Here is a 14,764-nt window from a genome sequence, read left to right as displayed (position 1 = left end):
TATGAGCGAATTAACACAATTTGACGGGATGAGGATGAAAATCGCATCCCCTGAAAAAATCAGATCCTGGTCTCATGGTGAAGTTAAAAAACCTGAGACAATAAATTATAGAACCCTTAAACCAGAAAAAGATGGTCTATTTTGTGAAAAAATCTTTGGACCAACCAAAGACTACGAATGTTCTTGTGGAAAATACAAAAGAATTAGATATAAAGGCGTAGTTTGTGAAAAATGTGGTGTTGAAGTTACAAAAGCAAAAGTACGTCGTGAAAGAATGGGCCACATTGAACTTGCAGCTCCAGTATCACACATTTGGTACTTTAAAGGTATCCCATCAAAAATGGGTCTGCTTTTAGATATGAGTCCTAGAATTCTTGAAAAAATTCTTTACTTTGCATCATATGTAGTTATAAATCCTGGAGAATCTGGATTTGCCTTTAAAGAAGAAATCTCAGAAACTCAATACCAAGAAGCTCTAGAACTACATCCAGATGACCTAGAATTTAACGCAGCAATGGGAGCAGAAGCTGTAAGAGAACTTCTTGCTAGCATTGATCTAGAAAAAGAATACGAATTACTTTTAAAAGAATTAGAAGAATCAACAGGTCAAAAGAAAGTAAGAATTTCAAGACGTCTTGAAGTTGTAGATGCCTTTATGACATCAGGAAATCGTCCAGAATGGATGATCTTAGATGTACTTCCAGTTATGCCACCAGAACTAAGACCAATGGTACAACTTGAAGGTGGTAGATTTGCTACATCCGACTTAAACGATCTTTATAGACGTGTAATCAATAGAAACAACAGACTAAAAAGACTTTTAGACATCGGAGCACCAGAAATCATCGTTCGTAACGAAAAAAGAATGCTCCAAGAAGCTGTCGATGCCCTAATTGATAACGGTCGTCGTGGACGTGCTGTAACTGGTGCATCAAATAGAAATATGAAATCACTTTCTGATTTGCTAAAAGGTAAGTCAGGTAGATTTAGACAAAACTTACTTGGTAAACGTGTAGACTACTCAGGACGTTCAGTAATCGTAGTTGGTCCAGACCTTAAATTTAACCAATGTGGTCTGCCACAAGAAATGGCTCTAGAATTATTTAAGCCATTTATAATGAATAAGGTAGTAGACCGTGGCATGGCTCATAACTTAAAATCTGCTAAAAAAATGGTAGAAAAAAAGGATCCAAGAGTTTATGATGTCCTTGAAGAAGTTATAAAAGACCATCCAGTTTTACTAAACCGTGCTCCGACACTACACAGACTTGGTATCCAATCATTTGAACCAGTACTTGTAGAAGGTAAAGCTATCAAACTTCACCCACTTGCATGTAACGCATTTAACGCGGACTTTGACGGGGACCAAATGGCTATCCACTTGCCACTATCAAATGAAGCACAAATCGAAGCAAGATTATTAATGATGTCTACAAACAACATCCTTGGTCTTAAAGATGGTAAACCAATTACATCTCCTTCCCAAGATATGGTGTTAGGTGCATACTATCTAACAACCATAAAAGAAGGTGCAAAAGGCGAGGGAATGGTTTTTGAATCTACAAATGAGATGAAAAAAGCCTTACTTGTAGGAGATGTAGAATACCAATCAAGAGTAAGCGTTAGAATCAAACACTCACCAGAAGATCCAGGACAAATTGTAGAATCTTCTGTAGGTAGATTTATCTATAACGAAGGTATCCCTCAAGATTTAGGATATGTAAATAGAAAAGAAGATCCATATTCACTAGAAATCAATCAAGTAGCAGACTCTGGCGTATTAAAAGATATAGTAGATAGATGCTTTAGAAGACATGGAAATATCAAAACAGCAGAAGTACTTGACTATATCAAACAAACAGGGTATAGATACTCAACACTTTCAGGTCTAACTGTATCTATGGCTGATGTTACAATTCCAAAAGAAAAATGGGATATCATTGCAGAAGCTGATGCTGAAGTAGATAATTACGAAAAACTATATAGACGCGGACTAATCACAGATGAAGAAAGATATGAAAAAGTTATCGATATTTGGAGAGAAACTACAGATAAGGTAACTGAAGCTCTACTAACTGACCTTCGTGATGATAACAATATCAAAATATTTGCTGACTCTGGTGCCCGTGGTTCAACAAACCAAATCAGACAGCTAGGCGGTATGCGTGGTCTGATGAGTCAGGCCGATGGTAAAACTATCGAGATTCCAGTTAAAGCAAATTTCCGTGAAGGACTTTCTGTACAAGAATACTTTATTTCATCCCACGGTTCTCGTAAGGGTCTTACAGATACAGCGCTTAGAACTGCCGACTCAGGATATCTAACACGTCGTATGGTAGACATCTCTCAAGATGTAATAGTTACAGAAGATGATTGTCATACAAATGGATATGTTGAAGCTTACGAATTTAAAGATGGAAACGAATTAATCGAAAATCTTTACACACGTATTGTAGGACGTACATCATTTGAAGATGTTAAAGATGAAAATGGCGAAATCCTAGCTGCTAAAGACCAATTAATAGATGAAGATACTGCAGAAAAAATTGTTGCAGCTGGAGTTAAAAAGGTAAAATTACGTTCTGTACTTGAATGTAGGGCAAAACAAGGTGTTTGTGCTGCATGCTATGGACGTAACCTTGCAACTGGAAAACCTGTAAATATCGGTGAAGCGGTAGGTATTATTGCTGCTCAATCAATCGGTGAACCAGGTACACAGCTTACAATGAGAACCTTCCACTCAGGTGGTATCGCAGGTGTAGGAATTACATCAGGTCTTCCAAGGGTAGAAGAGTTATTTGAAGCACGTAAACCAAAAGGTCTTGCGTTTATTGCAGAAAATAGCGGTACAGTAACACTTATCCAAAATGAAAAGAAAACAGACGTAGAAATCGAATCAGAAGATGGATACGTACAAAAATATAATATTCCATTTGGTTCTAGAATCCTAGTACGTGATGGTGATGTAGTAGAAAAAGGTGACCAATTAACAGAAGGTTCACTAGATCCACATGATGTATTAAATGTACTTGGCAAAATCGGAGTACAAAACTACATCACAAAAGAAGTACAAAAAGTATATAGGATCCAAGGGGTAGAAATCGATGATAGACACATCGAAGTAATTGCCCGCCAAATGCTTAAAAAAGTTAAAATTGATGAATCAGGCGACACAGAATTCTTACCAGGATCATTACAAGAAAGACGCGATGTTGACCTTGTAAATGAACAAATGATTGAAGAAGGAAAAGCTCCTGCAGAATACACTCAAGAATTACTAGGTATCACAAAAGCATCTCTAGCAACAGATTCTTGGTTATCAGCAGCATCCTTCCAAGAGACAACAAGAGTTCTTACAGATGCATCTATAAAAGGTAAAGTCGATGACCTAATGGGTCTAAAAGAAAATATCATTATCGGTAAACTTATACCAGCAGGTACAGGTATGAAACGCTACAATGATGTAGAAATTGACTATGAAACAAAAGAATTAGAAGATGCCCAAATCGCACTAAACTTAGAAGAAGCCGAAAGTTTAGAAGCTGACGAACAATTACAAAACTAGATAAAAATAAACCCCACAATCTAAATTGATTGAGGGGTTTTTTAGTATTATTTTATTCAAAAATTTCTTTTAATGCCTTGTAGGTATTAATTCTATTTTCCACCCCGTAGATAGGAGTAAAGGCTAAGATTTCATCTAAGTCAAACCTACTTATTTCATCATAAAGTATATCAGCTATTTCTTTTTTTGTTCCCTTTAGGATAAATCTAGACTCATAGGATTTTTTGAGTAAGGCTTTTTCATTTAAATCAAATTCGTAGTCTTTTACATCCTCAGGACTCACTAAACCTTTTTGGCGACCACGGGCTTGTTGGAGGTGGAAGTAGTCAAAAGCCTTGCCTAAATATTCTAATTCATCTTTGTCATCTGCAATTAGCATTTTGTAGGACATAGAGATATATGGCTTATCAGCAAAATTCGATGGTTTAAAATTTTCCTTGTAGTCCTTAAAAACATAGTCAGGAGTTTCTACTGCAAAAAATTTGGCATGAGAATATGGCATGCCCCATTCTGCCGCAACTGGTGCTGCTTGGCCAGTAGACCCAAGCATCCATGGCATTACTAATTTTTCGTTATTCATTGGTACTGCCTTTACTCTGGAAAAAATTGGATCATTTGGTTCTTTATCTTCCAAATAATCTAAAATTATTTTAATTTTATCATATAATTGACTGGATTTATTAGGATAGCCTTGATTTAAAGCGCGTATTTCCAAAGGGCCAGATCCAGGAGCACGGCCAATGCCCAAATCTACTCTTCCTGGAGCAAGTTCTGCCATGGTTTTAAAAGTTTCTGCTACCTTTAGAGGAGAATAATGCATAATCATTGTCCCGCCAGTTCCTATTACAATATTTTCAGTATTTGATAAAAAATATGTTGCAAGTATTTCTGGGGCAACTGAAAGTAGATTTTCAAAGCCATGGTGCTCTGCAAACCAATATCTATCATAGCCAAGCTTGTCTAACTCTGTTACCATTTTTTTGGTATCATTAAAGACATCTTGGTTAGTTTTTCCTTGTTCTCTTATTAATAAATCATGAACTCCAAGTTTCATAATAACCTCCTTAAAGTTTAAATCATTATTAACATTATTATACTCCAAGTTAAAGCATAATTTTTAAAAAAAGACACAAAAAAACCTCAACAGAAATTTGTTAAGGTTTGTATTATAAATTAAACTAATTTTTTAACTTCTTCTAAAGCTTTGTCAAAGTCAACTTCATCAGTTACTTCAGGTACGTATTCTACGTAAGCAACTTTTCCATCTTTATCTACAACTACAACTCCACGAGCTAGCAATTTGTTTTCTTCCATTAGGAAACCGTATTTTTCACCAAATTCACGGTCTTTGTAGTCAGAAATCATTAAATTGTTTTCGATTCCTTCATTTGAGCAAAATCTTGCTTGGGCAAATGGTAGGTCTTCTGTAATTGTTACTACGTTTACTCCTTCAAGTTCGCTTGCTTCTTTGTTAAATTTTTTAGCTTGTAGGGCGCAAACTTCAGTATCTAGTGATGGAGCTACAGAGTAGATAACTACTTTGTTATCACAATTATCGCTTGACCATTCGCTAAGATCATTCATTGTTGCTTTAAAAGATGGAGCTGTATCTCCAACTTTGATTTCATTTCCTACTAGATTTACTTTATTTCCTGCAAATGTTATATCCATTTTTATATCCTCCTAAAGTGTAATTCTTTTTCCAGATACATTTATACCCACAAATTAATTTTCTAAATTATTTATAAAATCATTTGCCATATCTTTACTAGAGATTAAAACTGATCTTAAATCATTGTTTGAAATATCAACACTTGCTGTCCACATGCCATTTATATGCAAGTTTTTTATTTGCCCGTACTTTGTTGTAATCGGGTTATAGGAAGGATAAGTCACATTTATATTGTCATTAAGATCAGCGTCGATTAGTCTATTTTTATATAGATTTTCTAAAAGATTATCTTTTTTTATAGCTTTACTTAAGTCTTTTTCAAAACCTTGAGCGTTAAAAATTTTATCTGTTGAGAATGACTCTTTATTTTTAGTAGTAATTTCAAATTTGCCATTGATATAACTTATATCTTCAGTATCTTTTACGATTTTGATTTTGCCTTTGTCTAGGTCAGAAAAAATATTTTCCATGGTAATGAATGGAGTTTTTGTCATAAGATATTCTATCTTATTTTGATAAGATTTTTTAAATTCTATTTGTTCAAGACCATTTAATGAATTAAAAAGTCTAGTACTTACATACCACAATTCAAGTGCATAGCTTTGGCAAAATTCTAAATTGAAATCCTTGCTTTTTAAAGCTTTCTTAGATACTTCTATGTCATTATTTTTATAATATTCATAAGTAGCATAAAAGTCTACGCAAGCTTTCTTAAAGTCATTGTCAAAAGTTTCTTTAAAATCATCTAGTTTAATAAAGCCGTCTTCATCTTGATGATTAGATATCCATGCATCGTCAAATGCGCAGATGTTTTTTGGGCAGTATTCTTTGATTTCTGGCAGAGCAAAAAAACTGCTATTAGTAAAAAAATAAAGTGGCTTTTTATAATCAAAATATTTACTTAGATACCTATAAATATCAATGGAAGATGGTCCGGTTCCTATGATACCTAAAGTATCATTTTTATTTATATTTGTAATTTTTTTTCTAAGGGGATAGGGATTTGATATGTAGTTTTCATACTCATTCAAATTGTAATCATCCTTATAATATGATTGGCCGATGCTTAAGAAAATTTCTTTATATGGACCGTAGCTTTCATTTTTACTTTTTAAAATGAATTTATCATTTTCTTTTATGACATCAACTATTTCATTTTGGTGAATGCTTACATTTTTATGAGCAAAATATTTTTTATATTTTTCCTTAATATATAGCCCTACAATAGGTCTAGGGATTTTCCCTTCGACTGTTGGAAGTTTTCCATATTTTTCTATGAGCCAATTTTTAAATTCATCCCTATTTTCTAAATTCAGATTCATATGTTCTACTGGGGTATTTAAAACCTTATGCATATCATCATCTTCATAGGCAGGTCCTACGCCTAGTTCATTTCTTTTTTCAAATATATCTATATGTATATTTTCACTAAAATTTTTGTGATCAATTATAGTTTTAAGAGTGTTAGCTCCACTTATGCCGCAACCGACGATGGCTATTTTCATAAAATCTCCTTTACTAACTTGTGTACTATTTATTTTAATACCCTCCTTAGAATGATGCTTATGCTTAATATTCATAGCTAAATAAAAATCTCCTCTTATAGTAGTGAAAATATTTTTATAATATATACACAAATACCTAATTATCAATGTTTATTGACATAGGAATTTTGAAGATATATTATATAGATAAAGATAAATACGTTTTCAAAGGAGGAAACCATTATGATGGAAAAAATCCAAAAATTTGGTGGAGCTATGTTCACACCGGTCATGCTTTTTGCGGTATCTGCTCTACTAATAGGATTTGGAACCCTGTTTACAACAGATGTAATCATGGGTCCTATAGCATCGGAGGGTACAGTTTGGTTTGGATTTTGGGACATGATCCTTTCAGGAGCATGGGTCGTTTTTAACCAATTACCATTATTATTTGCTATTGCCTTACCGATAGGTCTAGCTCGTAAGCAAAATGCTCGTGCTAGTATGGAAGCTTTTGTAATTTATTTAGTATTTTTAAATTATGTTTCTTCTATACTAAAACACTGGGGGCCAACATTTGGTGTGGATTTTAGCCAAGAGGTTGGTGGAGCTAGTGGTCTTGCATTAATTGCAAATATTAAAACATTAGACATGGGAATGATGGGAGCTTTACTAATATCTGGTATAGCTATTTGGCTACATAACAGATATTTTGATAAGAGACTTCCAGAAGCGCTTGGAGTTTTTAAAGGCTCAGCTTTTGTTCTGGGTATAGGATTTATAGTCATGATTCCTGTGGCTTTCCTAGCTGTTCTTATTTGGCCTAAGATTCAGGCTGGTATGAATAGTTTTAGAGATCTTATCCTAAACTCAGGAACCCTAGGTGTAGGAATATTTGTATTATTAGAAAAACTTTTAATACCATTTGGCCTTCACCACTTATTATATGCCCCAATGTATTATGATAGCTTGGTTGTACCAGGCGGGATATATGCATATTGGGCACAAAATCTACCACAAATAGCGGCTGCAACGGGTTCACTTAAGGAAATTGCACCTTATGCTCAGCTTACAGCAACAGGCTGGTCAAAGATTTTTGGGTGTGTCGGGATTGCATTAGCGTTTTATAAGACTGCTCTTCCTGAAAATAAAAAGAAGATTGCAGGTCTTATGTTACCAGTAGCTCTTACAGCTGTTCTAAGCGGAGTTACAGAACCAATTGAGTTCACCTTCTTATTTATAGCTCCACAGTTATTTGCAGTACATTCTCTCTTAGCTGGATTACTAGCTATGGCTATGAATGCTTTTGGTGTAGTTGGTATATACTCAGGTGGTGTAATCGAGATGGCATCATTAAACTGGATTCCTCTTGGTGCAAATCACTGGAAGACATATTTAATAATGTTAGTTATAGGGCTTATCGCCGTAGCTGTTTGGTATTTTGTGTTCTGTTTCCTGATTAAAAAGTTTGACTTTAAGACACCAGGTAGAACAACTGATAAGGACAGTGCTAAATTATATAGCAAACAAGACTATAGAGATAAAAACAAAACTACAGATAAAACTACTATTGAATCTGATGGAAAAGAGGTGGTTTCTGATAAGAAAAAAGATGTAAAATCTGGAGATAAGTTTGAGACTATGGCTGATGAAATCTTGATAGGTCTAGGTGGTTCGGACAATATTAAAGATTTTACTAACTGTGTAACAAGACTTAGAGTAAATGTAAAAGATCCTAGTATAGTCGAAAGTGACGAGTATTTCAAAAATATAGGAACTTATGGTACTGCTAAAAGCGGTAATTCTGTCCATGTAATTGTAGGAATGGATATCCAATATGTTGCAGATGCATTTGGAGAAATTTTAAAGGAAAACGAATAAGCAAAATAAAAAAAGGAGATAATTATGGCAAATCAATATTCAATCGTAATCGCAGGTGGTGGATCAACATTTACACCAGGTATCATCGGAATGTTACTAGATAACTTAGATAAATTCCCAATCAAAACAATCAAGTTATATGATAATGACGAACAACGCCAAGCTAAAATTGGTGGAGCAATGGAAATTATCCTAAAAGAAAGACATCCAGAAATTAATTTCGTATACACAACAGATCCAAAAGAAGGGTTTACAGATATAGACTTTGTACTAGCGCAACTAAGAGTTGGAAAATATGATATGCGTGACAAAGATGAGAAAATTCCTCTAAAACATGGAGTATTTGGTCAAGAAACTTGTGGACCAGGTGGAATTGCTTATGGTATGAGATCAATCGGTGGAGTACTAGAAATCATCGACTACATGGAAGAATACTCACCAGATGCATGGATGCTAAACTATTCAAACCCAGCAGCAATCGTAGCAGAAGCAACAAGAAGACTTCGTCCAGATTCAAAGGTAATCAATATCTGCGATATGCCAATCGACCTAATGTATAAGATGGCAGACATGGTTGGACTTAAAGAATGGCAAGAACTTGACTTCTCTTACTATGGACTTAACCACTTTGGTTGGTTTACAGAAATAAAAGACCATAAAGGTAATGACCTAATGCCACAAATTAAAGAACACGTTTCAAAAACTGGATTTGCTGATGGTGTAGGAAGTGGTCAACATATAGAAGAATCTTGGATGGAAACATTCACAAAAGCAAAAGATGTATATGCCTTAGATCCTGACACAATTCCAAACACATACCTAAAATACTATTTCTACCCTGATTTTGTATTAGAACATACAGATCCTAATCACACAAGGGTAGATGAAGTACGCGAACATCGCGAAAAAGACGTATTTAATATGTGTCAAGAGATTATAGACAGAGGAACAGCAGAAGGAATTGAAATTGAACTAGATGCACACGCAACATATATAGTAGATTTAGCTCGTGCGCTTGCTGAAAATACAAAAGAAAGATTCCTACTAATCGTACCAAACGAAGGAGCAGTTCCAAACTTTGATCCAACAGCAATGGTAGAAATTCCTTGTATAGTAGGTAGCAATGGCTTTGAAAAAATCAACCAAGGATACATCCCACAATTCCAAAAAGGACTAATGGAGCAACAAGTATCAGTAGAAAAATTAGTAGTAGAAGCTTGGATAGAAAATTCATACCTAAAACTATGGCAAGCACTTACACTTTCAAGCACAGTACCATCTGCAAAAGTAGCTAAAGCTATCTTAGATGATCTAATCGAAGCAAACAAAGAATATTGGCCAGAACTAAACTAGTTAATAAATAGCAATAGACACCGTTTAATGTATAGTTTCTATATATTAAGCGGTGTTTTTTAGTTGAGGTGATAGATATAGATATTTCAAATTTAATAAAAGAAAATGAAGCTAGTCTTAGCAATACTGATATCAATATTGGCAAAGAGATAATGAAAAATGGAATTGATTATGACATTTCAATCAATGACTTTGCATCAAAATGCTTTACATCAAGGACGAGTGTACTAAGATTTGCTAAAAAACTAGGGTTTAGTGGATATAGTGAGCTTAAGTATTATGTAAATGAGGATAGTAATAGTAATTCTAATAAATCTTATGGTAAAAATGAAGATTTAATAGAATTATATAATAGACTAAAAACTTGTAAAAAGGTTTTTATATATGGTAATGGAGGATATGAGAAGGTTATAAAGTCAGCTATAAAGATGTATTTAATGGAAATAGGAATTTTAGCTGAGGTATATAGTGGCGGGGAAGAGATGAGTGCCTTTACTGAAACTATGCTAAAAGATAGTGGAGTATTTATAGTGGACTTTTCAGATGACATGCTAAGTAAGCAACTTATGTTTCAATTAGGAAGTATAGATTGCCTAAAGGTTGTGATAGGTGAAGTATATACCAAAGCTACAAATGTCGATTATAATATCTATTTTCCAGATGAACATGATGGGATAAGGCTACTTAGTCCATATATAATTGAGTTTGAAGAAATACTAAAAATATATAAAAAGGCGAGAGAAGATGATATTAACTGATTTAATAAGTGAGAATTATAATAAATTAAATAAAAATGATTTAAAGATTTATTCTTATATACTCCTAGATAAAAAGAGATTCCTAGGTCTTAATATCAGCGAACTTGCTGAAGCTTTGGATTTGGTTCCATCATCCATAGTGAGTTTTTCAAAAAAGCTCGGACTAGATGGTTATAGTGAGCTAAGATATATCGTCAAATGGAGTGGAAAAGAGAGTAGTGGATTTGATGATAACGAAATCGAGTATAGCAAAAATGACCTTTTACTTACTATGACAATGATGATTTCATTAAACTTAGATGAATTATTTAAGAAATTAGATAAGGCGAACCGTATTTATGCTATGGCTAGTGGCTATACTCAAAAAAATGCAGCAGATGAGCTAAAAAGAAACTTTCTAATCGTTGATAAAATAGTTTATGTAATAGATAAGAATATACCTGCTACTATATTAAATAATATAAAAGAAGATGATGTGTTGTTTGTCTTATCACTTGGTGGAGAAAACAAAGAGGTGCTAAGATTTCTAAATAAACTCCCAAGTAGACCTACTGTAGCTTCAATCACAAGATTATCTAACAATACCTTATCAAAAAGATCTGATGTTAATATACCTTTTGTAACGCACCGCGTATTTGAATATGATAGTAGAACAGAAATTTCACCAATATCACAGTTTTATGTTGTAATAGATTTTATCATTTTAAAATATTTATCATATAAAGAAAGAATACTACCATAGACAATAATATATAGAAGCTTTAAACTCTAAGTTTTATTTGACTTTTAAAATATTACATAGTAGAATATTTAAGTATTGGCAAGGACTTGCCAAATATTAATATTAAAAGAAAAGGAGGTGCATTATGCCTACAATTAACCAACTTGTTAGAAAAAGTAGAAAAAGTGAAAAATCTAAATCAAACACACCAGCTTTAGGTTACAACTACAATACTTTAAAAAGCAGAGTTACTCCTAACCAATCACCACAAAAACGTGGCGTTTGTACATCAGTTAGAACAGTAACACCTAAAAAACCTAACTCAGCTTTACGTAAAGTTGCCAGAGTTAGACTTACAAATGGTGCTGAAGTACTTTCATACATTCCAGGAATTGGTCACAACCTACAAGAACACAGTGTTGTACTAATTAGAGGTGGAAGAGTAAAAGACCTTCCAGGTGTGCGTTACCACATCATAAGAGGTACTCTAGATACTGCAGGAGTAAATGGACGTAAACAAGGTAGATCTAAATACGGTGCTAAAAAAGACCAAAACTAGATCATAAAATTTAAAATAAGTGCATAATGTGCCTATAATTAAGAAATAAATTATTGAAATTAAGGTATATGCATGCACACTTACGACAAAAAATTAGTCGAGTACTAATGATATTACACATAATTGGTAAAGGAGGGAAGCAAAGTGTCAAGAAAGGGACATATACCAAAAAGAGAAGTAATGCCTGATGCAAAGTATAATGACCGTGTTGTAACAAAATTAATCAACAACGTTATGCTTGATGGTAAAAAAGGTCTTGCAACAAGAATTGTATACGATGCATTTGACATTGTAGCAGAAACTACAGGAAACGACGCACTAGAAGTATTCTACCAAGCGCTTGAAAATATTATGCCAACACTAGAAGTTAAAGCTAGAAGAATCGGTGGTGCTAACTACCAAGTACCTATGGAAGTTAGACCAGAAAGAAGACAAACTTTAGCTTTAAGATGGTTAGTTAATTTCTCAAGAGCTCGTGGCGAAAAAACTATGGTTGATAGACTTGCAAAAGAAATTCTAGATGCATCTAACAACTCTGGTGCAGCTGTAAAAAGAAAAGAAGAAATGCACAGAGCGGCAGAAGCTAACAAAGCATTTGCACACTATAGATATTAATAGGGGGAAAATTTGGCTAGAGAAGTTTCACTTAAAGATACCAGAAATATCGGGATTATGGCACATATCGATGCCGGTAAAACTACTACAACAGAAAGAATCCTATACTACACTGGTAAAATTTACAAAATAGGTGATACTCACGATGGTACAGCAGTAATGGACTCCATGGACCAAGAAAAGGAACGTGGTATTACAATCGGTTCAGCTGCAACCACAGCATTTTGGAAAGATCACAGAATTAACATTATCGATACTCCAGGACACGTGGACTTCACTGTAGAAGTAGAAAGATCACTAAGAGTACTTGATAGTGCTGTAGCTTTATTTGATGCAAAAAGTGGGGTAGAACCACAATCAGAAACTGTTTGGAGACAAGCTGACAAATACCACATTCCAAGAATTTGTTTTATCAATAAAATGGATGCTACTGGTGCAGATTTCTTCATGGCAGTTGATACTATCAAAGATAGATTAAAAGCAAACGCAGTTCCAATAGAAATTCCAATTGGTTCTGAACAAGATTTCCAAGGTGCAGTAGACCTAATAACAATGGAAGCTGTAACATATAACACAGAAGACTTAGGTGCTCACCCAGTATATGGCGAAATTCCAGCAGATCTAAAAGACAAAGCTGAAGAATACAGAAACAACATGCTTGAAGAATTATCAGAAGTAGATGATACTATCATGATGAAATATCTTGAAGGTGAAGAAGTTACTGTAGAAGAAATTAAAGCTGCAATCAGAAAAGGAACAATCGAACAAAAGATTTTCCCATGCCTTTGCGGTTCAGCATACAAAAACAAAGGTGTACAACCACTTTTAGACTCAATCATTGAATTTATGCCAAGCCCACTAGATGTACCAAACATCAAAGGTATCGATCCAAAAGACGAATCAGTTGAAATGGAAAGAAAACCAAGTGATGATGAGCCAACAAGTGCACTAGCATTTAAAGTTGTAACTGACCCATATGTAGGTAAACTTATCTACACAAGAATTTACTCAGGTACAATCGAATCAGGTTCATATATCTATAACGCAACAAAAGGTAAAAGAGAACGTGTTGGACGTATCATGCAAATGCACTCTGATAAGCAAGAGGAAATTCCAGTAGGTTATGCTGGAGATATCGTTGCTTTATTAGGACTTAAGGATACAACAACAGGGGATTCACTATGTGATCAAGATAATCAAATTATCCTTGAAAAAATGGAATTCCCAGATCCAGTAATCTCAGTTGCTATCGAACCAAAAACAAGAGCTTCACAAGATAAAATGATTATCGGTCTTCAAAAACTAGCAGAAGAAGATCCAACATTCGTTACAAAATCAGATGAAGAAACAGGTCAAACAATTATCTCAGGAATGGGAGAACTTCACCTAGAAATCATCGTAGATAGACTTTTAAGAGAATTCAAAGTAGAAGCTAATATCGGTAACCCACAAGTAGCTTACAGAGAAGGTATCACTCAAGAAGCAGAAGCACAAGGTAAGTTTGTAAGACAATCAGGTGGTTCTGGACAATACGGTGATGTTCACTTAAGAGTTTCACCAGGCGAAGAAGGTTCAGGAATTACATTTGAATCACAAATTGTCGGTGGTTCAGTACCAAGAGAATACATCAGACCAGTTGAAGAAGGTGTACGCGAAGCAGCAGCTAATGGTATCCTAGGTGGATATCCAATGGTAGACATGCACGTAGTACTTTATGATGGTTCATACCACGAAGTAGACTCATCAGAAGTAGCCTTCCACGTAGCAGGTTCAATGGGTCTTAAAAATGCAGTTGAAAGAGCAAAACCAGTTTTACTAGAACCAATCGAAAAAGTAGAAATTACAACTCCAGACGAATACTTAGGAGATGTAATGGGTGACGTATCAAGCCGTCGTGGTAAAATCGATGGAATGAATCCAAAAGATGGTATCCACGTACTAGATGCATTTATCCCACTATCAGAAATGTTTGGTTATGCAACAGACCTAAGAAGTAAAACACAAGGTAGAGCAACATACTCAATGCAATTTGACCACTACGCTCAAGTACCAGAATCAGTAAAAGAACAAATATTAGATAAGTAATTTAATAGGAGATTAAAATGAGTAAACAACAATTCGAAAGAAGCAAACCACATATTAATATCGGAACAATC

11 protein-coding genes are annotated in these 14,764 nt (G+C 34.3%); 8 read left to right on the top strand and 3 right to left on the bottom strand.

Annotated features, from left to right (window positions below; genetic code table 11):
* Position 1: 1 nt before the first annotated feature.
* The gene (gene rpoC / locus JNO63_RS05745; RefSeq protein ID WP_203127546.1) at positions 2–3,565 is read left to right on the top strand and encodes a DNA-directed RNA polymerase subunit beta'; all 3,564 of its coding nucleotides are present in this window, start codon (positions 2–4) and stop codon (positions 3,563–3,565) included.
* A 52-nt stretch (positions 3,566–3,617) separates the two neighbouring features.
* Here rpoC and JNO63_RS05740 read toward each other — a convergent pair whose 3' ends face one another.
* The 3 genes from JNO63_RS05740 to JNO63_RS05730 all read right to left on the bottom strand — a co-directional run bounded on the left by JNO63_RS05740 (position 3,618) and on the right by JNO63_RS05730 (position 6,742).
* A complete protein-coding gene (locus tag JNO63_RS05740) occupies positions 3,618–4,619 on the bottom strand; it encodes an MsnO8 family LLM class oxidoreductase (protein ID WP_203127545.1) in 1,002 nt (333 codons plus the stop codon).
* Between the two features lie 119 nt (positions 4,620–4,738).
* The gene (gene tpx / locus JNO63_RS05735; protein WP_203127544.1) at positions 4,739–5,236 is read right to left on the bottom strand and encodes a thiol peroxidase; all 498 of its coding nucleotides are present in this window, start codon (positions 5,234–5,236) and stop codon (positions 4,739–4,741) included.
* Positions 5,237–5,290: 54 nt separating this feature from the next.
* Entirely contained in the window at positions 5,291–6,742 is a 1,452-nt protein-coding gene (locus JNO63_RS05730) for an FAD/NAD(P)-binding protein (protein ID WP_203127543.1), read from the bottom strand.
* A 222-nt stretch (positions 6,743–6,964) separates the two neighbouring features.
* Here JNO63_RS05730 and JNO63_RS05725 point away from each other — a divergent pair, with 222 nt between their 5' ends.
* From JNO63_RS05725 to fusA, 7 genes are all read left to right on the top strand, one after another.
* Positions 6,965–8,602: an alpha-glucoside-specific PTS transporter subunit IIBC gene (locus JNO63_RS05725; RefSeq protein ID WP_203127542.1), complete on the top strand. Its 1,638-nt coding sequence runs from the start codon at positions 6,965–6,967 to the stop codon at positions 8,600–8,602.
* Between the two features lie 24 nt (positions 8,603–8,626).
* Positions 8,627–9,955: a 6-phospho-alpha-glucosidase gene (locus JNO63_RS05720; RefSeq protein WP_203127541.1), complete on the top strand. Its 1,329-nt coding sequence runs from the start codon at positions 8,627–8,629 to the stop codon at positions 9,953–9,955.
* Between the two features lie 68 nt (positions 9,956–10,023).
* Complete coding sequence (locus JNO63_RS05715; RefSeq protein ID WP_203127540.1) at positions 10,024–10,713, top strand: MurR/RpiR family transcriptional regulator; 690 nt, start codon at positions 10,024–10,026, stop codon at positions 10,711–10,713.
* Positions 10,700–11,455: a MurR/RpiR family transcriptional regulator gene (locus JNO63_RS05710; RefSeq protein ID WP_203127539.1), complete on the top strand. Its 756-nt coding sequence runs from the start codon at positions 10,700–10,702 to the stop codon at positions 11,453–11,455. Before JNO63_RS05715 ends, JNO63_RS05710 begins: the two co-directional genes overlap by 14 nt.
* A gap of 124 nt (positions 11,456–11,579) precedes the next feature.
* A complete protein-coding gene (rpsL, locus tag JNO63_RS05705) occupies positions 11,580–11,993 on the top strand; it encodes a 30S ribosomal protein S12 (RefSeq protein WP_203127538.1) in 414 nt (137 codons plus the stop codon).
* Between the two features lie 144 nt (positions 11,994–12,137).
* Entirely contained in the window at positions 12,138–12,608 is a 471-nt protein-coding gene (rpsG, locus tag JNO63_RS05700) for a 30S ribosomal protein S7 (RefSeq protein WP_203127537.1), read from the top strand.
* A 12-nt stretch (positions 12,609–12,620) separates the two neighbouring features.
* Positions 12,621–14,693, top strand: coding sequence for an elongation factor G (fusA, locus tag JNO63_RS05695; RefSeq protein WP_203127536.1), 2,073 nt, complete (start codon positions 12,621–12,623; stop codon positions 14,691–14,693).
* The last annotated feature ends 71 nt before the right edge of the window (positions 14,694–14,764 follow it).

This window comes from Anaerococcus sp. mt242 (assembly GCF_016798225.1).
Taxonomy (GTDB): domain Bacteria; phylum Bacillota; class Clostridia; order Tissierellales; family Peptoniphilaceae; genus Anaerococcus.
Note: the sequence above shows the minus strand (reverse complement) of the source record. Positions and strands in the feature narration are given on the sequence as shown.

What these genes read in the sequence shown, in the direction of transcription:
- rpoC (WP_203127546.1), top strand. Translation starts at nt 2, where the DNA reads ATGAGCGAATTAACACAATTTGACGGGATGAGGATGAAAATCGCATCC.
- JNO63_RS05740 (WP_203127545.1), bottom strand. Translation starts at nt 4,619, where the DNA reads ATGAAACTTGGAGTTCATGATTTATTAATAAGAGAACAAGGAAAAACT.
- tpx (WP_203127544.1), bottom strand. Translation starts at nt 5,236, where the DNA reads ATGGATATAACATTTGCAGGAAATAAAGTAAATCTAGTAGGAAATGAA.
- JNO63_RS05730 (WP_203127543.1), bottom strand. Translation starts at nt 6,742, where the DNA reads ATGAAAATAGCCATCGTCGGTTGCGGCATAAGTGGAGCTAACACTCTT.
- JNO63_RS05725 (WP_203127542.1), top strand. Translation starts at nt 6,965, where the DNA reads ATGATGGAAAAAATCCAAAAATTTGGTGGAGCTATGTTCACACCGGTC.
- JNO63_RS05720 (WP_203127541.1), top strand. Translation starts at nt 8,627, where the DNA reads ATGGCAAATCAATATTCAATCGTAATCGCAGGTGGTGGATCAACATTT.
- JNO63_RS05710 (WP_203127539.1), top strand. Translation starts at nt 10,700, where the DNA reads ATGATATTAACTGATTTAATAAGTGAGAATTATAATAAATTAAATAAA.
- rpsL (WP_203127538.1), top strand. Translation starts at nt 11,580, where the DNA reads ATGCCTACAATTAACCAACTTGTTAGAAAAAGTAGAAAAAGTGAAAAA.